22 protein-coding genes and 1 pseudogene are annotated in these 19,055 nt (G+C 71.7%); 4 read left to right on the top strand and 19 right to left on the bottom strand.

From position 1 onward, the window contains the following. Positions 1–32: 32 nt before the first annotated feature. Positions 33–275, bottom strand: a pseudogene (locus tag ACWEVN_RS35505) (DUF4383 domain-containing protein); the annotation flags it as partial. Positions 276–424: 149 nt separating this feature from the next. Here ACWEVN_RS35505 and ACWEVN_RS35500 point away from each other — a divergent pair. Then, the gene (locus ACWEVN_RS35500) at positions 425–583 is read left to right on the top strand and encodes a hypothetical protein (protein ID WP_452054185.1); all 159 of its coding nucleotides are present in this window, start codon (positions 425–427) and stop codon (positions 581–583) included. Between the two features lie 2 nt (positions 584–585). On the opposite strand, the gene ACWEVN_RS35495 is transcribed toward ACWEVN_RS35500, so the two are convergent. Then, positions 586–825, bottom strand: a complete 240-nt coding sequence (locus ACWEVN_RS35495) for a hypothetical protein (protein WP_452054184.1) — start codon at positions 823–825, stop codon at positions 586–588. 123 nt (positions 826–948) lie between these two features. Between ACWEVN_RS35495 and ACWEVN_RS35490 the strand changes: the two genes are divergently transcribed. Next, positions 949–1,671, top strand: a complete 723-nt coding sequence (locus ACWEVN_RS35490) for an ATP-binding protein (protein ID WP_452054183.1) — start codon at positions 949–951, stop codon at positions 1,669–1,671. Positions 1,672–1,730: 59 nt separating this feature from the next. Here ACWEVN_RS35490 and ACWEVN_RS35485 read toward each other — a convergent pair whose 3' ends face one another. The 8 genes from ACWEVN_RS35485 to ACWEVN_RS35450 all read right to left on the bottom strand — a co-directional run bounded on the left by ACWEVN_RS35485 (position 1,731) and on the right by ACWEVN_RS35450 (position 9,083). Continuing rightward, positions 1,731–2,462: a hypothetical protein gene (locus ACWEVN_RS35485; protein WP_452054182.1), complete on the bottom strand. Its 732-nt coding sequence runs from the start codon at positions 2,460–2,462 to the stop codon at positions 1,731–1,733. A gap of 90 nt (positions 2,463–2,552) precedes the next feature. Then, positions 2,553–2,771, bottom strand: a complete 219-nt coding sequence (locus ACWEVN_RS35480) for a DUF2188 domain-containing protein (RefSeq protein ID WP_452054181.1) — start codon at positions 2,769–2,771, stop codon at positions 2,553–2,555. Between the two features lie 75 nt (positions 2,772–2,846). After that, a complete protein-coding gene (couO, locus tag ACWEVN_RS35475; RefSeq protein WP_452054180.1) occupies positions 2,847–3,713 on the bottom strand; it encodes a 4-hydroxyphenyl-beta-ketoacyl-CoA hydrolase in 867 nt (288 codons plus the stop codon). Between the two features lie 13 nt (positions 3,714–3,726). Beyond that, positions 3,727–4,620, bottom strand: a complete 894-nt coding sequence (locus ACWEVN_RS35470) for a 3-hydroxyacyl-CoA dehydrogenase NAD-binding domain-containing protein (RefSeq protein WP_452054179.1) — start codon at positions 4,618–4,620, stop codon at positions 3,727–3,729. Then, positions 4,617–6,536, bottom strand: coding sequence for an acetoacetate--CoA ligase (locus tag ACWEVN_RS35465; RefSeq protein ID WP_452054178.1), 1,920 nt, complete (start codon positions 6,534–6,536; stop codon positions 4,617–4,619). The genes ACWEVN_RS35470 and ACWEVN_RS35465 overlap by 4 nt, the downstream gene beginning before the upstream one ends. Continuing rightward, complete coding sequence (locus ACWEVN_RS35460; protein ID WP_452054177.1) at positions 6,533–7,309, bottom strand: crotonase/enoyl-CoA hydratase family protein; 777 nt, start codon at positions 7,307–7,309, stop codon at positions 6,533–6,535. The genes ACWEVN_RS35465 and ACWEVN_RS35460 overlap by 4 nt, the downstream gene beginning before the upstream one ends. Beyond that, positions 7,306–8,832: an acyl-CoA synthetase gene (locus ACWEVN_RS35455; protein ID WP_452054176.1), complete on the bottom strand. Its 1,527-nt coding sequence runs from the start codon at positions 8,830–8,832 to the stop codon at positions 7,306–7,308. Before ACWEVN_RS35455 ends, ACWEVN_RS35460 begins: the two co-directional genes overlap by 4 nt. A gap of 11 nt (positions 8,833–8,843) precedes the next feature. Further along, positions 8,844–9,083 carry a hypothetical protein gene (locus ACWEVN_RS35450; RefSeq protein WP_452054175.1) on the bottom strand — a complete coding sequence of 80 codons (240 nt, stop codon included), beginning with the start codon at positions 9,081–9,083 and terminating at the stop codon, positions 8,844–8,846. Positions 9,084–9,476: 393 nt separating this feature from the next. Here ACWEVN_RS35450 and ACWEVN_RS35445 point away from each other — a divergent pair, with 393 nt between their 5' ends. Continuing rightward, complete coding sequence (locus ACWEVN_RS35445; RefSeq protein ID WP_452054174.1) at positions 9,477–9,893, top strand: STAS domain-containing protein; 417 nt, start codon at positions 9,477–9,479, stop codon at positions 9,891–9,893. Between the two features lie 90 nt (positions 9,894–9,983). On the opposite strand, the gene ACWEVN_RS35440 is transcribed toward ACWEVN_RS35445, so the two are convergent. From ACWEVN_RS35440 to ACWEVN_RS35415, 6 genes are all read right to left on the bottom strand, one after another. Further along, a complete protein-coding gene (locus ACWEVN_RS35440; protein WP_452054173.1) occupies positions 9,984–10,301 on the bottom strand; it encodes a hypothetical protein in 318 nt (105 codons plus the stop codon). Beyond that, positions 10,288–10,671: a PRC-barrel domain-containing protein gene (locus ACWEVN_RS35435; RefSeq protein WP_452054172.1), complete on the bottom strand. Its 384-nt coding sequence runs from the start codon at positions 10,669–10,671 to the stop codon at positions 10,288–10,290. The genes ACWEVN_RS35440 and ACWEVN_RS35435 overlap by 14 nt, the downstream gene beginning before the upstream one ends. After that, the gene (locus ACWEVN_RS35430; protein ID WP_452054171.1) at positions 10,668–11,900 is read right to left on the bottom strand and encodes an NRAMP family divalent metal transporter; all 1,233 of its coding nucleotides are present in this window, start codon (positions 11,898–11,900) and stop codon (positions 10,668–10,670) included. Before ACWEVN_RS35430 ends, ACWEVN_RS35435 begins: the two co-directional genes overlap by 4 nt. Beyond that, positions 11,897–12,319 (bottom strand): hypothetical protein, encoded by a 423-nt coding sequence (locus ACWEVN_RS35425; RefSeq protein WP_452054170.1) that lies wholly within the window; start codon positions 12,317–12,319, stop codon positions 11,897–11,899. Before ACWEVN_RS35425 ends, ACWEVN_RS35430 begins: the two co-directional genes overlap by 4 nt. 458 nt (positions 12,320–12,777) lie before the next feature. Further along, complete coding sequence (locus tag ACWEVN_RS35420) at positions 12,778–14,778, bottom strand: family 43 glycosylhydrolase (RefSeq protein WP_452054169.1); 2,001 nt, start codon at positions 14,776–14,778, stop codon at positions 12,778–12,780. 16 nt (positions 14,779–14,794) lie between these two features. After that, on the bottom strand, positions 14,795–14,941 hold the full coding sequence (locus ACWEVN_RS35415) for a hypothetical protein (protein ID WP_452054168.1): 147 nt from the start codon (positions 14,939–14,941) through the stop codon (positions 14,795–14,797). A gap of 9 nt (positions 14,942–14,950) precedes the next feature. On the opposite strand from ACWEVN_RS35415, the gene ACWEVN_RS35410 reads away from it, so the two are divergent. Continuing rightward, entirely contained in the window at positions 14,951–15,088 is a 138-nt protein-coding gene (locus ACWEVN_RS35410) for a hypothetical protein (protein WP_452054167.1), read from the top strand. Here ACWEVN_RS35410 and ACWEVN_RS35405 read toward each other — a convergent pair whose 3' ends face one another. The 3 genes from ACWEVN_RS35405 to ACWEVN_RS35395 are packed head-to-tail and all read right to left on the bottom strand — an operon-like array spanning position 15,089 to position 18,903. Beyond that, entirely contained in the window at positions 15,089–16,420 is a 1,332-nt protein-coding gene (locus tag ACWEVN_RS35405) for a glycoside hydrolase family 43 protein (RefSeq protein ID WP_452054186.1), read from the bottom strand. A gap of 55 nt (positions 16,421–16,475) precedes the next feature. Then, the gene (locus ACWEVN_RS35400) at positions 16,476–17,864 is read right to left on the bottom strand and encodes an endo-1,4-beta-xylanase (protein WP_452054166.1); all 1,389 of its coding nucleotides are present in this window, start codon (positions 17,862–17,864) and stop codon (positions 16,476–16,478) included. Between the two features lie 37 nt (positions 17,865–17,901). Beyond that, positions 17,902–18,903, bottom strand: coding sequence for a cellulose binding domain-containing protein (locus ACWEVN_RS35395; RefSeq protein WP_452054165.1), 1,002 nt, complete (start codon positions 18,901–18,903; stop codon positions 17,902–17,904). Between the last annotated feature and the right edge of the window lie 152 nt (positions 18,904–19,055).

Below are 19,055 nucleotides of genomic sequence, written 5' to 3'. Positions count from 1 at the left end.
GTCGTGACCCGGCCGCCCGGCCCGGGGCCCGGTCACCGCGAGTCGGCGATCGGGCTGCGCGTGGCGACCAGCGGAATCAGGCCGAGCGCGATCATCCCGACGCCCAGGCCGAAGTGCAGCCAGTTGTCGGCGGTGTTCACCGGCACGAAGCCGGCCGCGCTGCCGTGGTCGATCACCAGGCCGTAGAGCCACAGCACCAGGTAGATCACCCTGCCGCCGACGAGGAACGCCCGGGCCCCGCTCGCGGTCCGCGCCAGGGCGAGCCCGCGGTCTCCATCGATGCCATGGTCGCTTCCTCCGATTCGGTGACGGGCCCCTCGGCCGGGGGACCCGCCGGGCGGCATGCCCGGCGCCGCGGCGGGCAACCGCGTTTCGCCGCCTGGGCTGCCGGGTATGCCCCGGTTTCGCCCGATCGGAGGAAGCGATGAGCACTCCCGAAATCGACCCGGTGACCGCCGAGAGCATGGAAGACGACGCGGACATCGCCGGTGAGCACACCGAGCCGACGTTCCGCGACCAGGAGCCCCGCGCGAACGATAGCGACGAAGAGGACCCCGACCGCGGGGGCATGCCCGGGAAGTGAGGTCAGGAGCGGGCGCGCGGGTAGGTCCGGCGCTCGCCGATCCGGCCGTCCATCGTGTGGACGAAGTGGGCTGTGCCGCGTTTGATCGCGAGCTTGCGAACGTCGCCGTCGGCCGGTTCGAGGGCGGGCGCGGCTTCGGTTTCGCCCGCGCCATCGAGGCTGTCGGAGAGGTGACGGTCAGTTCGCCGTAGGCGCTTTTCGGGCTTGGCTTCGAGCTGCAGCAGCTTCGTGTGACGGAACACATCGTCTCCCTGCCGAGCCCGCGGAGTTCCCCGATCGGCCGCGCCGACCGGCGAATCGCGGGGTTTGACGGGTTCCGGACGGGTTATTCGAACGGGTGATCGTCGTGGAGGAGGTGGTCACCAGTGCTCGCCCGGCACAACGCGGTGTGGCTGGTACCCCGGTATGGCGCACCGGCGAAGGCATCGGTCGTCGGCGTGCTCGACCGCGCGACGTACCCGCAGCTCCGTGATCGGCTGCTCGAGTTCGCGGCGGACGCCGAAGATGGCGTGCTGATCGACGTCGAACGCCTGGAACTGCGCGACCGGACGTTGACCAGGGTGTTCGCCCTGGTCGCGCTGCGCGTCGGCGACTGGCCGGCGATCCCGTTCGCCCTGGTGACGGGGCGCCCGGAACAGCGGGCGGCGCTCACGGGCTGCGGCGTGCCAGTGTACCCGGACGCCGCCGCCGCGGAGGCGGCGCTGATCAGCCCGGCCCGGCGCCGGGCGGGCCGGCTGCTGGACCGCTCGCCGCGCACGTCGGCGCGCGCACGCGGGTTCGTCCGCGGGGTCTGCGCGGAGTGGATGGTGCCGGAGCTGGCCGAGGACGCCGAGCTGATCGCGACCGAGCTGGTCGAGAACACGTTGCGCCACACGGATTCGGCGCCCCGGCTGCGGCTCGAGCTGCGCCGGGGGACGCTGTCGGTGGAGGTCTCGGACGGAAGCCGGCGCCCGGCGGTCCTGCGGGAAGGGCTGGACCTGGCGGCCGCGGGGCTGGGCCTGCGGATGATCACCAAGGTCGCGAAGCGGTGGGGGAGCAGCCGGTCGCGATCCGGTGGGAAGACGGTGTGGGCGCTGCTGGCCCGCTGAAGCCGGAACGGCCGCTGCCGGGGGCGAACACCCCGGCAGCGGCCGTCGCTCGCGAAGCGTCAGGAACCGGGGCCGGAGTAGATCTCCGCGGCCGGCGGCTCGGAGACCGTGGTCGGCTTGTTCCAGTCGCTGAACTCCATGGCGCCGTTCTTCGGGTCCGACATGCGCAGCAGGTAGTGCGGTGCCGTCGCCGCGACCGTGGCCGTCCCGTCCGAGCTGGTGAAGGTCAGCGCCGGCGCGCCGGCGAGAGTGGTCTGCTCGCCCGGCTTGAACGTCGTCTTCTCCAGCTCGCCCAGCGTGCCCTGGGTGAACGACTTGTAGTCGAGGAACGTTTTGAACGCCTCGCCGATGCCCTGGCCGATCTTGGCCGTCGAGGACACCCATTTGCCGGTCAACTGCTTGGCCGCCGCGGCGGGCGCACCGGCCTGCTTCACCAGGGACTCGGTGAACTTGAAGTAGTACTTGTCGCCGATCCGCAGCACCGGGATCTCGAGCCCGTCCTTCACGACCGTGCCGCTCGCGCTGTCCGGGTTGAGCTGCAGGTCCAGGTTGAGCGCGCTGCCTTCCTGGGTCATCGTGCCCTTGACGTGCACGGCGGAGGCCTGCTTGGCGGCGTCGGAGATCGCCGCGCCCACCTCGGCGGCGTCGAGGGCCGGAGCCGCCGGAGCGGAGGAGGCCGGGGACGTCGTCGCGGCGGCCGCGGCCGGGGCGGGCGTGTCCTGGCTGCCGGAGCAGCCGGCGAGGGCGAGGGATCCGGCCGCGACGAGCGCGACCAGGCGGAGGCGAGACATGCGGAGTCCGTTCGTGAAGGCCGGGGCGTCCCCGGACACGAACGGGCTATCGTCCGAACGGGTGATCCGTTACAGCCCGTGTGACGGAGGTCATCGGGTGGTGCCGCGGCGCCGGAAGTCGCGCTCGGTCTCGACCTCGCCCTCCGGCGTGTGGACGAAGTGCCCGACCCGGCGCTTCCGCGCGATCTGCCGCCCCGCCAGCACCGCGTCGACGCGGCGGGGGGAGGTGTTGGACGCCCGGCGGCCGCCTTCGACGCGGTTCTTCCACAGCCCGTCTTCGTAGTAGGTGTGTACGTCACCCTCCGCCACGGCGCCCGCCTCCGATCGTGAGACCTCGAAGGGGGCGGATGCCCGGGGACGTAGCGGACAAACGTTATCCGGCGTTCAAGCCAGCCCGAGTACGCCGATGGCGTTGTCCTTGAGGATCAGCGGGCGCACCTCGTCCTTGATCTCCAGCTCGGCGAAATCGGCGAGCCAGCGGTCCGGGGTGATCACCGGGAAGTCCGACCCGAACAGGACTTTCCGCTTCAGCAGCGTGTTCGCCGCGCGCACCAGCTGCGGCGGGAAGTACTTCGGCGACCAGCCCGACAGGTCGATGAACACGTTCGCCTTGTGCGTCGCGACCGAGATCGCCTCGTCCTGCCACGGCACCGACGGGTGCGCCAGGATCACCGTGAGGTCCGGGAAATCGGCGGCGACGTCGTCGAGCAGCATCGGGTTCGAGTAGCGCAGCTTGATGCCGTGCCCGCCCGGCAGCCCGGCGCCGATGCCGGTCTGCCCGGTGTGGAACAGCGCCGGGACGCCCAGCTCCGCGATCGCTTCGTAGAGCGGGTAGTACCGGACGTCGTTGGGCTCGAACGCCTGCAGGCTCGGGTGGAACTTGAACCCGCGCACCCCGTGCTCGCCCACCAGCCGCCGCGCGCGGAGCACGGCCGCCTTGCCGCCGTGCGGGTCGACCGAGCCGAACGGGATGAGCACGTCGGCGTGCTCGGCCGCGGCGTCGGCGATCTCCTCGCTCGACAGTGCCGGGTGCCCGGTCGCCGCCGGCGCCTCGACGGTGAACACGACGGCGGCCATGTTCCGGGCGCGGTAGTGCTCGGCGATCGCGGCCACCGTCGGCGTGCGGTCCTGGCCGGCGCGGAAGTACTTCTCGGACGCGTCCAGCAGTTCCTGGTCGAGGGCGAAGCAGCCGTGGCCGTCCTGCTCGACGTGGGTGTGGACGTCGATGGCGGTCAGGGAGGAAAGATCCACGAAGAGCTCCAGGTCAGGGCAGGTCGGGCTGCGCGGCCTTGGCGGCCAGCAGGTGGTCGAGGACGGCGTCGCGGGCGGCGACGAGCCGGTCGTGGTCGGTGCCGGCCAGTTCCGCGTCGACGCCGGCGACGAGGGTCTCGGCGAGCTCCGGGGTCAGGTGGACGCGGCCGAGGTCGCGCCACCACTCTTCGGTGGGCGGGCCGAGGTGGCGCAGGACGTGCGCGAGCCCGCCCGCGCCGCCGGAGAGGTGCTGGTTGACGAACGGGCCGAGCACGGCCCAGCGCAGGCCGGGCCCGTAGGCGATGGCGGCGTCGATGTCGGCGACGGTCGCGACCCCGCGTTCGACGAGGGAGTACGCCTCCTGCCACAGCGCGGCCTGCAGCCGGTTCGCGACGTGACCGGGCACCTCCCGCGCGAGCCGGATCGGCCGCTTCCCGACCGAGGTGTAGAACGCCATGGCCCGGTCGACGACCTCGGGCGCGGTCTCGCGGCCCGGCACGACCTCGACGAGCGGGATCAGGTGCGGCGGGTTGAACGGGTGCCCGACGACCACCCGCTCGGGGTGCTTCGGGCAGCCCCGCGCGATGACGCTCGGCAGCAGCCCGGACGAGCTGCTCGCCAGGATCACGTCCGGCCGCGCGGCTTCGTCGAGGACCGCGAACACCGCGTGCTTGACGTCTTCGCGTTCCGGCCCGTTCTCCTGGACGAAATCGGCTTCCGCCGCGGCGGCGCCGGCGTCGGCGACGAACCGGAGCCGATCCGTCGGCGTGCCCTCGAGCGCACTCCGCAGCCGCTCCTCGGCGCCGGGCGCCGGATCGGTGGCGACGACGTCGAAGCCGTGGTCCAGGAAGAGAGCGGCCCAGCTCGCGCCGATCACGCCGGTGCCGACGACCGCGACGGTGCTCATGCCGGCGCCCCGAAGTGGTCCAGCGCGGTCGGATCGGCCAGCACGTCCCGGCCGACGACCTCGTCGATCGCGGCGCCGAGCAGGAGTTTCTTCACCGGCAGCTCCAGTTTCTTCCCGGTGCGGTTGCGGGGGATCGACGGCACGGCGGTGATCGCGTCCGGCACGTGCCGCGGGGAGAGCGCGCCGCGCAACGCCGAGGTGATCCGGCCGCGCAGGGCGTCGTCGAGTTCGGCGCCGGACCGCAGCGCCACGAACAGCCGGAGGTCGCCGTTGCCGCCGGCGGGATCTTCCAGGTGCACGACGAGGGAGTCGTCGATCTCCGGGAGTTCCTCCACGACGGCGTAGAACTCCGCGGTGCCCAGCCGGACGCCGCCGCGGTTGAGGGTGGCGTCCGAGCGACCGGCGATCACGCAGCTGCCCTCGGGGGTGAACCGGATCCAGTCACCGTGCCGCCAGATCCCGGGGTAGGTCGAGAAGTACGTCTCGCGGTAGCGCTCGCCGGAGTCGTCGCCCCAGAACCCGACCGGCATCGACGGCATCGGCGCGGTGATCACCAGCTCGCCGAGTTCCCCGACCACCGCGGTGCCGTGCTCGTCGAACGCCTGCGCGTCGACCCCGAGGCAGGGGCCGGAGATCTCGCCGGCCACGACCGGCTGCAGCGGGCTGCCCTGGACGATGCCGCTGCAGACGTCGGTGCCGCCGCTGCCGACGTTGAGCAGGACGCCCGGGAACTTCTCGTGCACCCAATGGAAGCCCTCGGCGGGCAACGGGCTGCCCGCCGCGCCGAGCTGCCGCAGCGCGGACAGGTCGTGCTCGGCGGCCGGGTCGAGGCCCGCTTTCCGGCACGCCATCAGAAATCCCGGGCTCGCGCCCATCAGTGTCGCCCGGGTTTCCGCGGCCAGCCGCCACTGCCAGGCCAGGTCCGGGTGCAGCGGGTTGCCGTCGACCAGCACGATCGACGCACCGGTGAGCAGCCCCGACACCAGGGCGTTCCACATCATCCAGGCGGTGGTGGAGAACCACAGGATCCGGTCGCCCGGGCGCAGGTCCCAGCTGAGGCCGTGGTTCTTGAGGTGCTCCAGCAGGATGCCGCCGTGGCCGTGCACGATCGCCTTCGGCTTGCCGGTGGTGCCGGAGGAGAACAGCACGCACAGCGGGTGCGCGAAGGCGACCGGCTCGAACCCGGGCGCACTCTCGGTGAGCAGGTCGGCCCAGGCGAGGGTGCCGGGCAGGTCGTGCTCGCCGTAGGGCACGTGCACGACGTGCTCGGCGGTCGGCAGGCCCGCGCGGATCTCGGCCACCTCGGCGCGGCGGTCGACGTCCTTGGCGCCGTAGCGGTAGCCGGACACCGTCAGCAGCACCCGCGGCTCGATCTGGCCGAACCGGTCGACGACCGACCGGGCGCCGAACTCGGGAGCGCAGGAGGCCCAGACCGCGCCCAGGCTCGCGACGGCGAGGTAGGCGACCACGGCTTCCGGGATGTTCGGCAGGTACGCCACCACGCGGTCGCCGCGGCCCACGCCGAGCCGGGCGAGCCCCGCGCGGGCGCGGGCGACCTGGTCGCGCAGCTGGTCCCAGGTGAGCTCGGTGCGGTCCCGTGTCTGCGAGTAGGCGATGACGGCGGCCGCGTCGCCGGGCCCGTGGCCGAGGGCGTGTTCGGCGTAGTTCAGGGTCGCGCCGGGGAACCACGCCGTGCCGGGCATGGTCCGGTCGGGCACCACCGCGGTGGCCGGCGAGGGGAAGCGGACGCCGAAGAAGTCCTTGATCGAGGACCAGAAGCCGTCGAGGTCGGTCACCGACCACCGGTGCAGGGCCGGATAGCCGTCGAAGAACTGCCCGCGGGACTCCAGCCACCGCAGGTACCGGCCGATCTCGGTGGTTTCGCGGACGTCGGGGGCGACCGGGCGCAGGATCATCGGCCGACCTTCCCGGCGCGCTTGTCGAGGAACGCCTGCATGCGCTCCTTCGCCTCGGCGCTGCCACCGGCGATCGCGGACATCAGGGCCTCCATCAGGTAGCCCTCGGCCGGGTTCGCCTCGGCGATGCGGGGGAGGGCTTGCAGCACGGCGAAGTTCGTGATCGGCGAGTTGCCCGCGATCTTGCGAGCCAGGCCGAGCGCGTGCTCCAGGCCGTTTTCGACGCGGTAGTGCGACAACCCGGCGGCGTGGCCCTCGTCGGCGTCGAGCACGCGGCCGGTGAGCATCATGTCGGCCATCCGGTGCGCGCCGATCAGCCGCGGCACCCGCACCGACGCCCCGCCGCCGACGAACAGCCCGCGCTGCCCTTCCGGCAGCGCGTAGAACGCCGAGGGCTCGGCGACGCGGATGTGCGCGGCGGCCGCCAGTTCCAGCCCGCCGCCGACGACCGCGCCCTTGAGCACGGCGACCACCGGGACCCGCCCGCGTTCGAGCCGCTCGAAGGCGCGGTGCCACATCATCGAGTGCTCCAGACCCTCGAACGCGTCCCGCTCGGTGAGCTCGGACAGGTCCAGCCCGGCGGAGAAGTGGTCGCCGACGGCGTCGAGCACGACCGCCTTGATCCCCGGCGGCGGGGAACCGAAGAACGTCTCGAGGCCGAGCACGGTCGTGTCGTCGAGGGCGTTGCGCTTCTCGGGACGGGCCAGCCACAGCACGGCGATGTCGTCTCGCAGCTCCAGGCGCAGCGAAGGGGGCAGGAGGGGGGTGGTCATGCGGTTCCGTTCGTGAAGGTTTCGGCGGCCAGCGTGCGCAGTTCGACGCGGCGGATCTTGCCGGTGGCGTTGCGGGGGAGCGTGTCGGTGAACTGCACGTGCTTGGGGACCTTGTAGCGCGCCAGGTGCTGTTCGAGGTGGGCGCGGAACCGCGGCTCGTCCAGCTCGGCGCCGGGCCGGACCACGACGAAGGCCGCACCGGCCTCGCCCCAGCGCTCGTCGGGCACCCCGACCACGGCACAGGCGTCGACCGCCTCGAGCCGGGCGGCGACCGCTTCGATTTCGGCCGGGTACACGTTTTCCCCGCCGGAGATGATCATGTCCTTGACCCGGTCGACGACGTGCGCCCAGCCGTCGTCGTCGACGCGGACGACGTCCCCGGTGCGGAACCAGCCGTCCTCGACGAAGCTCGCCTCCGACTCCTCGGGCCGGTTCCAGTAGCCGCCGAAGACGTGCGGGCCGCGCACGAGCAGCTCGGCCGGGTTCTCGTCGAGCGGCTGCGGCGTGAGATCGGGGCCGAGGGCGGCCACGTCGGTGAAGAAGTGCGGCACCCCGGCGGCGACCGGGTGGTCGAGCGTGCCCTCGTGGGTGGCCATCGAGACGCCCGGCGCGGCCTCGGTCATGCCGTAGCCCTGCAGGAGTTTGACACCGCGGTCGAGCCACGCGCGGGCGACGCGCTCGGCCACCGGCGACCCGCCGTAGAGCACACAGGTCAGCGAGCTCAGGTCGGTGCGGTCCCAGTCGTCGTGCCGGCACATCATCTCCAGCATCGTCGGGACCGCGGAGAAGCTGGTGATCCCGGCCGCGCCGATCCGGGCGAGGATGGTGCCCGGATCGAACCTGGCCACCGGCTCCACACTGCCACCTTTGAACAGGGTCGGCAGGGTGATCTGGCCGAGCCCGACGCAGTGGAACAGCGGCGCGATGCACAGCGCCTTGTCGGTGCCCAGGACGTCGAGGTGCGCGAGCTGGTTGACGGTGTTCCAGGTGAGGTTGCCGTGGGTGAGGACCGCCGCCTTCGGCCGCCCGGTGGTGCCGGAGGTGTAGAGCAGCAGGCACGGGTCTTCGAGCCGCACCTCGGTGTCCGGCGCCGGGCCGGCCTCGGCGATCTCCGCCTCGAAGTCCCCTTCGGTCGCGATGACCGCGCCGTCCGGGAGCCCGCCGGCCGCCGCTACGAGGCCGGCGGTGTCCGGGCTGTGCACGAGGACCGAGGCGCCGCTGTCGTCGAGCATGTACCGGATCTCGGCCGGGGCGAGCCGGTAGTTGAGCGGGACGAAGATCGCGCCGCAGCGGGCGGTGGCGAACAGCGTCTCGAACACCGTGATGGCGTTGACGCCGAGGTAGGCCACGCGGTCGCCCGGCCGCACGCCGCGCCGGATCAGCGCGCCGGAGAGGCGGTGCACCCTCTCGGCGAGCCCGGCGTAGGTCAGCGACCGGCCGGCCTCCACCAGCGCGGTGCGGTCCGGGTTGATCCGCGCCCGCCGCGCGGGCCAGCTGCCCAGGCCGAAATCGGGGCGGTTCACGGCTGCCTCCTTCACCACCGCAGGACCGGCTTGATCGTCGTGCCCGCGAGCATGTCGTCCACTGCCCGTTGAATCTGCCCGAACTCGTAGTGCGTGACCAGCTTTTCGACCGGGAACCGACCGGCGGCGACGAGCTCGGCCAGGGTCGGCACCAGTGCCTGGGTCTCCGCCCAGCGGCCGCCGACGAACAGCCGGCCCGGGGCCACGTCCGGGCGGGGCCGGGTGCCCGGCCGCTCCTCCACTGCGGTCATCGTCCGACTCCTCACCGAGCGGCCTCTATATCAGGAACCCTGAGATTGAATCCAGAATGCGGCGCGGAGGCCGTTCGTGTCAAGGGGCCGGGTGCCGGGCCGACCGGGGGGTGATTTCTCGACGTCCGCCGGCCGAATCCGGTGTGGACGGACGGCTTTCGGCGAGCCCGGTCGGTCGTCAGCGCGCACTTTCACCCGGATGGGTGGTTTGAGTTGCGCGCGTGCGGGCCGCGTGCGGAGGTGCCGGGTTCGGCCGTTGGCGGGGTTGCGCCGTTCGGATCAAGGACTAGGCTGCGAAGTGCGGTTCAGCAACAGCTTCCGTCCCCCGTGTGCCAGCGACCGAGCGGGTCCGATGCGGCCCGTCCGTCACGTCATCTGCGAATGAGGCGTGGAATGTTAGTCGTCCAGCCCCCAGCGACGGCGATCCCCGTAGCGCCGTCGAAGCGCGAACAGTTCGACATCCAGGTCATCCGCCCGTACTTCGGCGCGGTCATGGTCCGCATCCGCGGCGCCCTCGACGCCGACAGCGCGCCCCAGGTGCGCTCGGCGCTCGGCACGTGGGCGCACCGCCGGTTCCCGGTTCTGGTGCTGGACCTGTCCGAGGTCGACTTCCTCGACGGAGCGGGCCTCGCGGCCCTGGGCGGCATCCAGGCCCGGGTGGCCCGCGAGAACGCGACCCTGCGCATCGTCACCGGCGACAACCGGGTGGTGCGCCGGGCGCTGTCGGCCAGCGGGCTCGACCACGCGCTCAACGTCAGCCGCCTGCCCTCCGGGTGGGAACGCGCAACGGAGATCCACAGCCAGAGCTGATCCTCGTCCGGGGCCGGCGGTCGGTACCCAGGCCGGGCCGGCGCCGGGTACGCGGCGCTGCGCCGGGGGGCGAGCGGCGTGCGAACGCCCCTAGAGCCGATCGAGTTCGGCGAACGGCCGCCGCACGAGGATCTCCGGGCCCGACGTGTCCACGTCCTCCCAGGCCACGTACCGGCTGTGGCGGTGCAGCCAGCGGATCAGCGCCACCAGCGGGGCCGGCCCGCGCTGGTCGTGGCGCTGGTACCCGAACAGCCGGATGCGCGTGCGCCCGACGATCACCCCGCGCACCACCAGTTCCGGCACGCCGTCCGCGCGCGGTGCCGCCTCCGCGCGGATCTCGCGGATCGCTCCGAGGTCGCGGCCGGTCGCGTCGCGGGCCGGGCGGCCGATCAGGTCACCGGCTCGCACGGCCCGCTCCCGGGATGCGGCCGATGACGCGGCGGCGCAGCCAGTCCTCCGACGGGCTGTCCGTGGCGTGGGCGATCGCCGTCGTCACGACGATCGTCGGCTCGATGCGGCGGACGGCGTTCAGCGGGATGCGCTGGGGCGCCTGGGCGCGGAAGCCGCGGCCGATGTGGTGCAGGAGCTTGCCGATCGGGCCGCCCAGGCGGTCGGCCAGTGCCTCCGGGCCGACCAGCAGCGCGTCGACCACGTACGTCCCGCCTTCGGCGCGCAGCTCGAGGTCGTCCACCTTGCCGACCACCGTGCCGTCCTCGCCGATGATCTGCCGGTCGAGCAGCGCGTCGCCGAGGTCGATGGGGCCGAGGTCGGGGTTCACTGGCCTGCTCCGGTGAAGATCATCAGGGGGATCGCCGCCAGCGCCGCGACGGCGATGACGGCGAGCACGACGACGCCGACGGTGTTGCTGAAGTGGCCGTTGGCGTGCTTGCCGAGGTACTCGCGGTCGTTGGCGACGATGAGCACCGGCAGGTAGGTCAGCGGCAGCGCCACCGCCGAGAAGATCAGCGAGATCTCGGTCAGGCCGACCGGATCGAGCCCCGTCTGCACGACCAGCACCGCGATCAGCAGGCCGGCGCCGACGGTCAGGTGGAACCGGGCGGCGTTGCGCGGCGCGCGGCGCTTGCCCCAGTCCCAGCCGAAGTACTGCGCCAGCATGTAGCCCGACGACAGCCCGGTCTCCAGCGCCGCGCCGAAGGTGGCGGCGAAGATGCCGATCAGCACGATCACCAGGCCCGCCGTCCCCAGCGCGAGCGTCACCGGCAGCACGATCTGGCTGACCTGGGCGACGTCGACCCCGGCCGGGAAGAGCACGATCGCGGAGCACGCCATCACGGCGATGGCCAGCAGGCCGCCGAGGGGGAACCCGAGCAGCACGTTGGCGCGCTGCACCGACAGGTCCTTGACCGTCCAGCCCTCTTCGACCCCGCCGGAGGAGAAGAAGAACACCTCGTACGGCGTCATCGCCGAGGCGAACAGGGCCACCGCGTGGTAGGCGTACGTCGGCAGCGCCTGGTCGGGCGGCGGCGCGAGCCCGGCGACCTGCGCGCCGAGCGAAGACCAATCCGGGTGCAGGAAGAACACCGCGACGGCGAACACGCCGATCGCCAGCCCGCCGAGGCCGAACCCGGTCTCCATCCGCTCGAAGCCGACCCGCCAGACCACCAGCCAGATGAGCACGCCGATCGGCAGCACCCACACGAGCCGGTCGACCCCGGAGGCCAGCTCGATGACGATCGCGACGCCGCCGATCTCCGCGCACACCGTCAGCAGCGTGATGAGGAACGAGCCGGCGAGGTTGAGCAGCGCCATCCGCGGGCCGAGGCGTTCGCGGATCAGGTCGAACACCGGACGTCCCGACACCGCCACGATCCGCCCGGACATGTCGGCGTAGACGCAGATCCCGAGCACGCCGAGGGCGGTCACCCAGACCATCGCCATCCCGTAGCGGGCGCCGACGACGCCGCTTTCGACGAGGTCGCCGATGTCGACGAAACCGCCGACCGCGGTGAGGATGCCGAGGGTGACGGCGAGGAACTTCTTGCTCACGAGGTCACGCCCCAGCGGGCGAGCTCGCCGATGAGGCCCTGCAGTTCGGCATCGATCCGGTCCAGCCCTTCGTCGGTGCCGTCGCCGAGGCCGTCGTCGAGCCGGTGGGCCACCGCGACGGCGCGGTCGGCGATCGACGCCAGTGCCGCGCGGGCCCGGTCGTCGGTCAGCTTGCCGACGTCCTGGCCCGCGGCGCCGAGCTCGTCGGCGGCGTCGCGGACGGTGACCGACAGGCTGGGCACGGGCGGCACCCGGTCGCGGTCGGCGGTCACCACGAGCCGCAGGAGTTCGAGCTGGCCGCGGATCTCCCGCCCGGCGTGCACGGTCTCGGCCCGCGGATCGGTGCCGCAGGCCGCCGCCAGTGCCGCGACCGCGACGACGACCGTCGCGCAGAGCCGGGTTCGCCGCAGCGCAATCACGCGGAAGGGGTACCCGCTCCCGGCACGGACAAACGCCGGGAACTCCACGGTGGACAGACGAGTGGTCGGATCGGGCCGCGGGCTCGTGGCGGGTGCGATCGGGGCCGTCGTGAACCGTCGGCTCAGGCGTGGAAGTACGCCCGGAAGGTGGTGCCGTCGTCGCCGGTGTGCAGGCGGACGAGGTCGGCGAGGTGGTGGACGAGCAGCAGCCCGCGCCCGCGCGGGCCCCGCACAGCGTGATCATGAAGCAGGAACGCCTGTTGCCCCGGCTGCGCTACGCGGGCGTGCCGACGAAGGAGCAGAAAGCCCCCCCGCCGCGCACGAACCCCGAGCTGTGGACCCAGCCGCTGCACCAGGGCAGGCACCGGCCCGTTCCGGAGCCGCCGACCCAGGCGTTTTGGCAGCTCGACCGGGCCTTCGCCGGCCCGGCGAGGAGCCGGGCCGGCGAAGTGCGCCCGCTATGGCGCCGTCAGGTCGAACCGCTGGAGGGTGACCGAGCCGCCGAGCGCCTGGGTGGCGTGGTTGAAGACGGCGAACCGGTAGCCCATGAAGAACTGCCAGGCGTTGTTCAAGGTGAACGCCGTGCCCAGCGGCGTGAAGTTCACCCCGTCGGTGCTGTAGGAGAACCGGGCCTGGCGGCCGGTGCCGGGACGGATGTCGGCGTTGGCGCGCAACCAGATCTTGCTGCCCGAAAGGGCGGCGCTCGCCACCTCCGTCCCGGTGCCGGTCGTGTTCCAGTTGCCGTCCATGGTCAGGCCGTTGACCATCACCACCCGGTTGCGGCCGCCGTCGCGTTTGACGCCGATCCACGCCGAGGAGTCGCGCAGCATCGCCAGCCCGGTCCGGTCGCCGTCGCGCATCGACGTCAGGTCGAGCGTGGCGGTGCCGGTGGAGGTGGGTCCCTGGATCCGCCGGGTCACGGTGTTGCGGGCGGAGTACAGGTCGTTCGTCACCGTCGCCGTCGACAGCTTGAGGCCGTTGCTCACCGAGAACTTCGTGGTGTCGGGGTTGTGGTTCCACTCCCACTGCGGGCTCAGCCCCGGGCCGGGGAAGGTGTCGGTGCCGGTCATCGGCTCGACCTGCCGCGGCGGCGGTGGCAGGTTCGGCTTCGGGTAGGTCGTGCCCCACCGGCCGTTGACCGTCTGGAGCTTCGGCCAGCCGTCGGCCGTCCAGGTGACCGGGGCGAGCGCGGGGACGCGGCCGCCGGGGTAGGCGTCGACGAAGGCCAGGTAGTACCAGTCGCCGTTCTGCGTCTGCACCAGGCCGCCCTGGTGCGGGACGCCGCCGCCGGAGATCGGGCCCGGCAGGTCCAGCAACACCTGCTGGACGGTGTACGGCCCCCAGGGGCTGCTCGCCTTGAGGATGTACTGGCCGTTGGCCGGGCGGGTCACGAAGATGTAATAGTTGCCGTTGCGCTTGTAGAACCGCGAGCCTTCGAGCGTGCCGATGTTCGACGGCGTCTGGAAGACCTGCTGCGAGCGGACTTCGGTCTTCCCGTCCTTGGAAAGCTGGGCGACGCTGAGGGTCGTGTTGCCGTAGGCGACGTACATCGTGTCGTCGTCGTCCACGAGCATGCCCGCGTCGTAGTAGCACTTGTCGATCGTCGAGAGCTTCGACCAGGTGCCGTCCACCGCGGTGGCGGTGTAGATGTAGGTCTTGGCGAAGTCGATGCAGCCGCCCCAGTAGTACGTGTCGTTGCTGGCGCGGTGGTTGAAGAACGACGCCCAGATGCCGCGGACGTACCCGCGTCCGCCGCTCATGTCGTACTTCGCGCCGAAGTCCAGCTTGGGCACGGAGTGGCCGGCGAACTCCCAGTTCACCAGGTCGTAGGACCGCAGGATCGGCGCGCCGGGGGAGTAGTGCATCGTCGAGGCGGAGTAGTAGTAGGCGTTGCCGACGCGGATGATGTCGACGTCGGCGAAGTCCTGCCACAGCACCGGGTTCGTGAAGGTGCTGGGCTGGTTCGGGGTGGTCGTGGTGGTCGTGGTGGAGGGGGAGATCGGGGTCGTGGTCGTCGGCGTGGACGGGGCCGTGGGCTCGACGCCGCCGGTGCAGAGCGTGCCGTTGAGCCGGAACTCCGACGGGGTCGCGTTGGCCGAGGTGAACGAGCCGTTGAAGCCGAACTCCGCCTTGCCGCCGGTGGGGATGGCCGCGTTGTAGGAGACGTTCTTCGCGCTGACGGTCGCCCCGGACTGGGTGATGGTCGCGTTCCAGTGCTGGCCGACCTGCTGGCCGGAGGTGAACAGCCAGGTCAGCGTCCACCCGTCGACCGCGTCACCGAGGTTGACGATCGACACGGACGCGCCGAAGCCGCCCTGCCATTCGGAGGTCTTCGTGTAGGTGACCGAGCACCCGGCCGCGGCGTGCGCGGCCGGGGTGGCCACCAGGACCGCGCCGGCGAGGCCGGTCGCGGCGAGCAGGGCCGAGACGGCCGCCCGGGATCGTCGGCGTGACACCACGTCTGTCCTTTCCGGATCAGCAGGGGAAGTTCGTCTGGGTGAGCGGCCCGAGGCGCCAGGGCAAGAGGTTGTCCTCGCCGCTCGCGTTCGGGTCGAGGCCTTGGTGGAGGGAGGTCAGCTTGCCGGGGCCGATCTCCGTGGTCTGGTCCGGGTTGGTGCGCACCAGCTCGCCGTGACTGAGCTCGAGGGCAGCTCCCCGCCCGGCCACCGGGACGGCGCCGAGCAGGCCACCGAGCAGCCGGCGACGACCGCGGTCGCCGCCGCCGGGGCCGAGCGGGGTGCGGACATGGTTTCCTTCACGGCAGGATGATCAGGCGGCGAACTGCCACCAGTTGACGTTGAACAGGTAGCCGCTGCCGCCGGTGAAGCGCAGGACCAGGTCCTGTGTGCCGGTGACGCCGCTGACCGGGCAGGACACCGACGTCCACGTCTGCCAGCCGCCGGTGGCGGGAACCGTGCAGCGGCCCACCACCGTGCCGGTGGCACTGCCCAGCCGGACCTCGATCGTGCCGCCGGAGCCCGCCGAAGCGACCCGCGCGGTGAACGTCTTGGCGCCCGCACCGAAGGCGACGTTGCGGACCTTGACGTTGTCGCCGTTCTCGATCCAGCCGATGTTCATGCCGCCTTCGGACGCCGGCTCGGTCTCGATCCCCGCTTCCCGGTTGATGGTTTCCGCTTCCTGCCGGGTGTAGGGGTCGAGCGTGTCGGCCGGCGGCGGCCCGTTCGTGGTCATGGTGATGGTCGGGATGCTGCCGTCGGCGTTGTAGGCGAACTTCTCCACCGCCACCGAACGGGTGTAGCCGCCCCCGCCCGGCAGAGCGCCGTTGTGGTAGAAGAAGTACGAGCTGCCCTTGTAGTCGATGATCCCCGGGTGGTTGGTGAAACTGCTGCCCTGCGTGGGCATCACCGTGCCGCGGTAGGTCCACGGGCCGGTCGGGCCGGGCGCGGTGGAGTAGGCGATGAACTCCGAGCAGCACTTGGCCGCGAACACGTTGTAGTACGTGCCATTGCGCTTGTAGACCCAGGGGCCTTCTTCGTACAGCGTCGGGCGGTTGCCGCCGTTCGGGCGGGTGCCGAACCCGGCCGTGGTGAGCGGGATCTGGTTGATCCCGCCCGAGTACGACGTCATGTCGGTGTTGAGCCGCACGTACGACAGGTTCGGGTTGCCCCAGTACAGGTACGCCTGGCCGTTGTCGTCGATGAAGACGGTCGGGTCGATCTCGCCGTTTTCGACGAGCGGGCGGCCGATGGCGTCGCGGAACGGCCCGGTGGGGCTGTCCGCGACGCCGACGCCGATGGCCATCCGGCCGGTCGCCCGGTTGACCACCGGCACGTACCAGTAGAACTTGCCGTTGCGCTCGACGGCTTGCCCGGCCCACGCGTCCTGCTTGGCCCAGCTGAACGTCGCGAGGCTCATCGGCGAGCCGTGGTCGGTCCAGTTGACCATGTCCGCCGACGACCAGACCCGCCAGTCCTTCATGGTGAAGTAGGTCGAGCCGTCCTCGTCGTGCCCGGTGTAGAGGTAGACACGTCCATTGTGGACGAGCGGGGCCGGGTCGGCGGTGTAGATGTGCTGCACGATCGGGTTGTCGGCGTGTGCGGTGCCGGGCAGGAGCGCCATCGCGCACAGGGCCGCGGTCATCCAGGCGAGTACGCGCTTTCGGTGGTGCACGATGGTCTCCGTTCGTCGCGGGGGATCAGCTCGCGGAGCAGGTGGTGGTGATGCCTTCGGCGCTGCCGGTGCCCTGGAAGCCGAACTCGGTCGACTGCCCGGCCGCGACACTGCCGTTGTAGGAGACGTTGGCCCAGGTGACACTGCCGCTCGTGCCGGTGTTGGTGGCGCTCCAGCCGTTGGTCACGGCCGCGCCGCCGGGCAGGTTCGTCGTCACCCGCCAGCCGGTGAGCCCGGAGCCGCCCGCGGTGACCTTGACCGTGGCCACGAAGCCGCCGTTCCAGGAGTTCAGCGACACCGAGGCGGTGCAGCCGCCCGGGTTCGGCGTGGTCGGCGTCGTGGGCGTGGTCGGGGTCGTCGGCGTGGTGGGGGTGGTCGGCGTCGTCGGGGTGGTGGGCGTGGTCGGGGTGGCCGCGTTCAGCGCGTCGAGGACGCTGGTGTAGGCGGCCTTCTTGTTGCCGTTGCCGTCGAACAGCAGCGGGTTCTCCCCGGTGCGCCAGGAGTCGGTGTCGCGGATGCCCCAGGTCGTGATGCCGGCGCAGCGGGCGACGGCCATGCAGGCGCGGGTGACCGCGGCGTAGGCGTTGGCCTGGTTGGAGCCGGCGATGTCGAGCTCGGTGATCTGCACTTCGACGCCGAGGTCGGCGAACCGCTGCAGGTTGGCCTGGTAGTCGCCGGGCGGGTTGCCGGAGAGGTGGGACTGGAAGCCGACGCAGTCGATCGGGACGCCGCGGGCCTTGAAGTCCTTCACCATGTTGTAGATGCCGGTGCTCTTGGCGTTGACGCCGTCGGTGTTGTAGTCGTTGTAGCAGAGCTTCGCGCCCGGGTCGGCGGCCCGCGCGGCACGGAAGGCCGCTTCGATCCAGTCGTTGCCGGTGCGCTGCAGGTTCGAGTCGCGGCGCCCGCCGCTGCCGCCGTCGGCGAACGCCTCGTTGACGACGTCCCAGGCGTAGATCTTGCCCTTGTAGTGGGTGGCGACCTGGGTGACGTGGTTCATCATGGCCGAGCGCAGGTCGGAGCCTTCCATCCGCTGCGCCCAGCCCGGTTCCTGCTGGTACCACAGCAGCGCGTGCCCGCGCATCCGCTTGCCGTTGCTGGTGGCCTGGTTGAGGATGCGGTCGCCGTTGCCGTAGCTGAACTGCCCGCGGTTGGGCTCGGTGGCGTCCCACTTCATCTCGTTCTCGGCGGTGACCATGTTGAACTCGCGGTTCAGGATGTTCACGTAGGTCGAGTCGCCGAGCTTGCCGGCCGCGACGGCGGCGCCGAAGTACCGGCCGGACTGGGCTGCCGCCGCGCCGAGCGTGGAGGCCGCGCCGTCGGCGGCGTTGGCGAGCACCAGCGAGACCCCGAGCGACGTCGCCAGGAACGCCGAGGCCAGCGCGGCTCGGGAGAATGACCGCGATGTCATCTTCATCTTTCACACCTTCATTCGTGGACTGCGGGAGTTCGGGTCACGGGCTGGTGCACGTGGCCGGGCCGAGGCTCGCGGTGCCGGGACCGGACACGAGGAACCCGAAGGTCGTCGAGGCACCGGCGCCGAGCGCGCCGTTGTAGGAGACGTTTCGCACGGTGACCGCACCGGTGCCGGTCGCCGTGCCGCCCCAGATCTGGGTGATGCTCTGGCCGGCGGGCAGGGCGAACTTCGCGGTCCAGCCGGTGAAGGCCGCGGTGCCGGTGTTGGCGACGGTCACTTCGCCCTGGAAGCCGCCGTTCCAGCTGCCCACGACCCGCGGGGTCGCGGTGCACGCGCCGTCGCCGGTCGGGGGCGGCGGGTCGTCCCCGCCGATGCTGCCCGGGACCGCCTTGAGCGCGTTGTACCAGGTGGTGGCCATCTTGCTGTAGCCGGCCGCGTTGGGGTGGATGCCGTCGGGCAGGTCCGCGATGGCGACCGAGGGGTACATGTCGACCAGGTGCACGCGCTTGCCGGCGGCGGCCTTGGCCCGCATGTCCGGGGCGATCGCCGCGTTGAAGGTGCGCACGGTCTGATCGGCGAACCGGATCGGGATGATGGTGGCGACGAAGACGTCGGCGTCCGGGACCAGGTTCGTGATCCGGTCGACCAGGGCCGACAGCCGCCGCGGCGCGCCGGCCGGGTCGCTGCCGTACATGTCGTTGGTGCCGATGTGCAGCAGGATCGTGCGCGGCCGGTAGGTGGTGAGCCAGCCGGTGACGTTCGCGTCGACCTGCGCGATGGTCCAGCCCGGGTGGCCTTCGTGGTTGCGGTCGGGCATGCTCGACGGCCCGTCGGCCAGCGAGCCGACGAAGTCGATCGAGCGTCCGTCGGCCCGCAGTTTCGCGCCGAGGTCGAGGCGGTAGCCGCCGATCGAGCCGCCCTGGGTGATCGAATCCCCGAGCGGCATGATCGGCACCGTGGCGGCCGCCGCGGTGCCCGGAACGACGATCAACGCGGCGCAGGCCGCCAGCACGCCGGCGAAGAGGTGGGCGAGTTTCATCGGTGATCCTTCGTGGCCGCGGATCGCGGTAATTTACATTTCGGCTGGTTTCCGAAACTTTCCGTGCCGCCGGGTTCCGGAATTCCCCGCGGGAGTTAGCGCTAACAGTCGGCGGGCGAAATCCCGGGCCGGCCGGGCGCCTCCGGGCGCCC

It is taken from the genome of Amycolatopsis sp. NPDC003861 (genome assembly GCF_053605405.1).
This window is presented reverse-complemented; position numbering and strand designations above follow the sequence as displayed.

Coding starts and splice junctions, on each gene's coding strand:
- ACWEVN_RS35450 (WP_452054175.1), bottom strand. CDS start 9,083: ATGACCGCAGTGGAGGAGCGGCCGGGCACCCGGCCCCGCCCGGACGTG.
- ACWEVN_RS35405 (WP_452054186.1), bottom strand. CDS start 16,420: ATGACCGCGGCCCTGTGCGCGATGGCGCTCCTGCCCGGCACCGCACAC.
- ACWEVN_RS35400 (WP_452054166.1), bottom strand. CDS start 17,864: ATGAAGATGACATCGCGGTCATTCTCCCGAGCCGCGCTGGCCTCGGCG.
- ACWEVN_RS35445 (WP_452054174.1), top strand. CDS start 9,477: ATGTTAGTCGTCCAGCCCCCAGCGACGGCGATCCCCGTAGCGCCGTCG.
- ACWEVN_RS35460 (WP_452054177.1), bottom strand. CDS start 7,309: ATGACCACCCCCCTCCTGCCCCCTTCGCTGCGCCTGGAGCTGCGAGAC.
- ACWEVN_RS35500 (WP_452054185.1), top strand. CDS start 425: ATGAGCACTCCCGAAATCGACCCGGTGACCGCCGAGAGCATGGAAGAC.
- ACWEVN_RS35465 (WP_452054178.1), bottom strand. CDS start 6,536: ATGATCCTGCGCCCGGTCGCCCCCGACGTCCGCGAAACCACCGAGATC.
- ACWEVN_RS35485 (WP_452054182.1), bottom strand. CDS start 2,462: ATGTCTCGCCTCCGCCTGGTCGCGCTCGTCGCGGCCGGATCCCTCGCC.
- ACWEVN_RS35395 (WP_452054165.1), bottom strand. CDS start 18,903: ATGAAACTCGCCCACCTCTTCGCCGGCGTGCTGGCGGCCTGCGCCGCG.
- ACWEVN_RS35470 (WP_452054179.1), bottom strand. CDS start 4,620: ATGAGCACCGTCGCGGTCGTCGGCACCGGCGTGATCGGCGCGAGCTGG.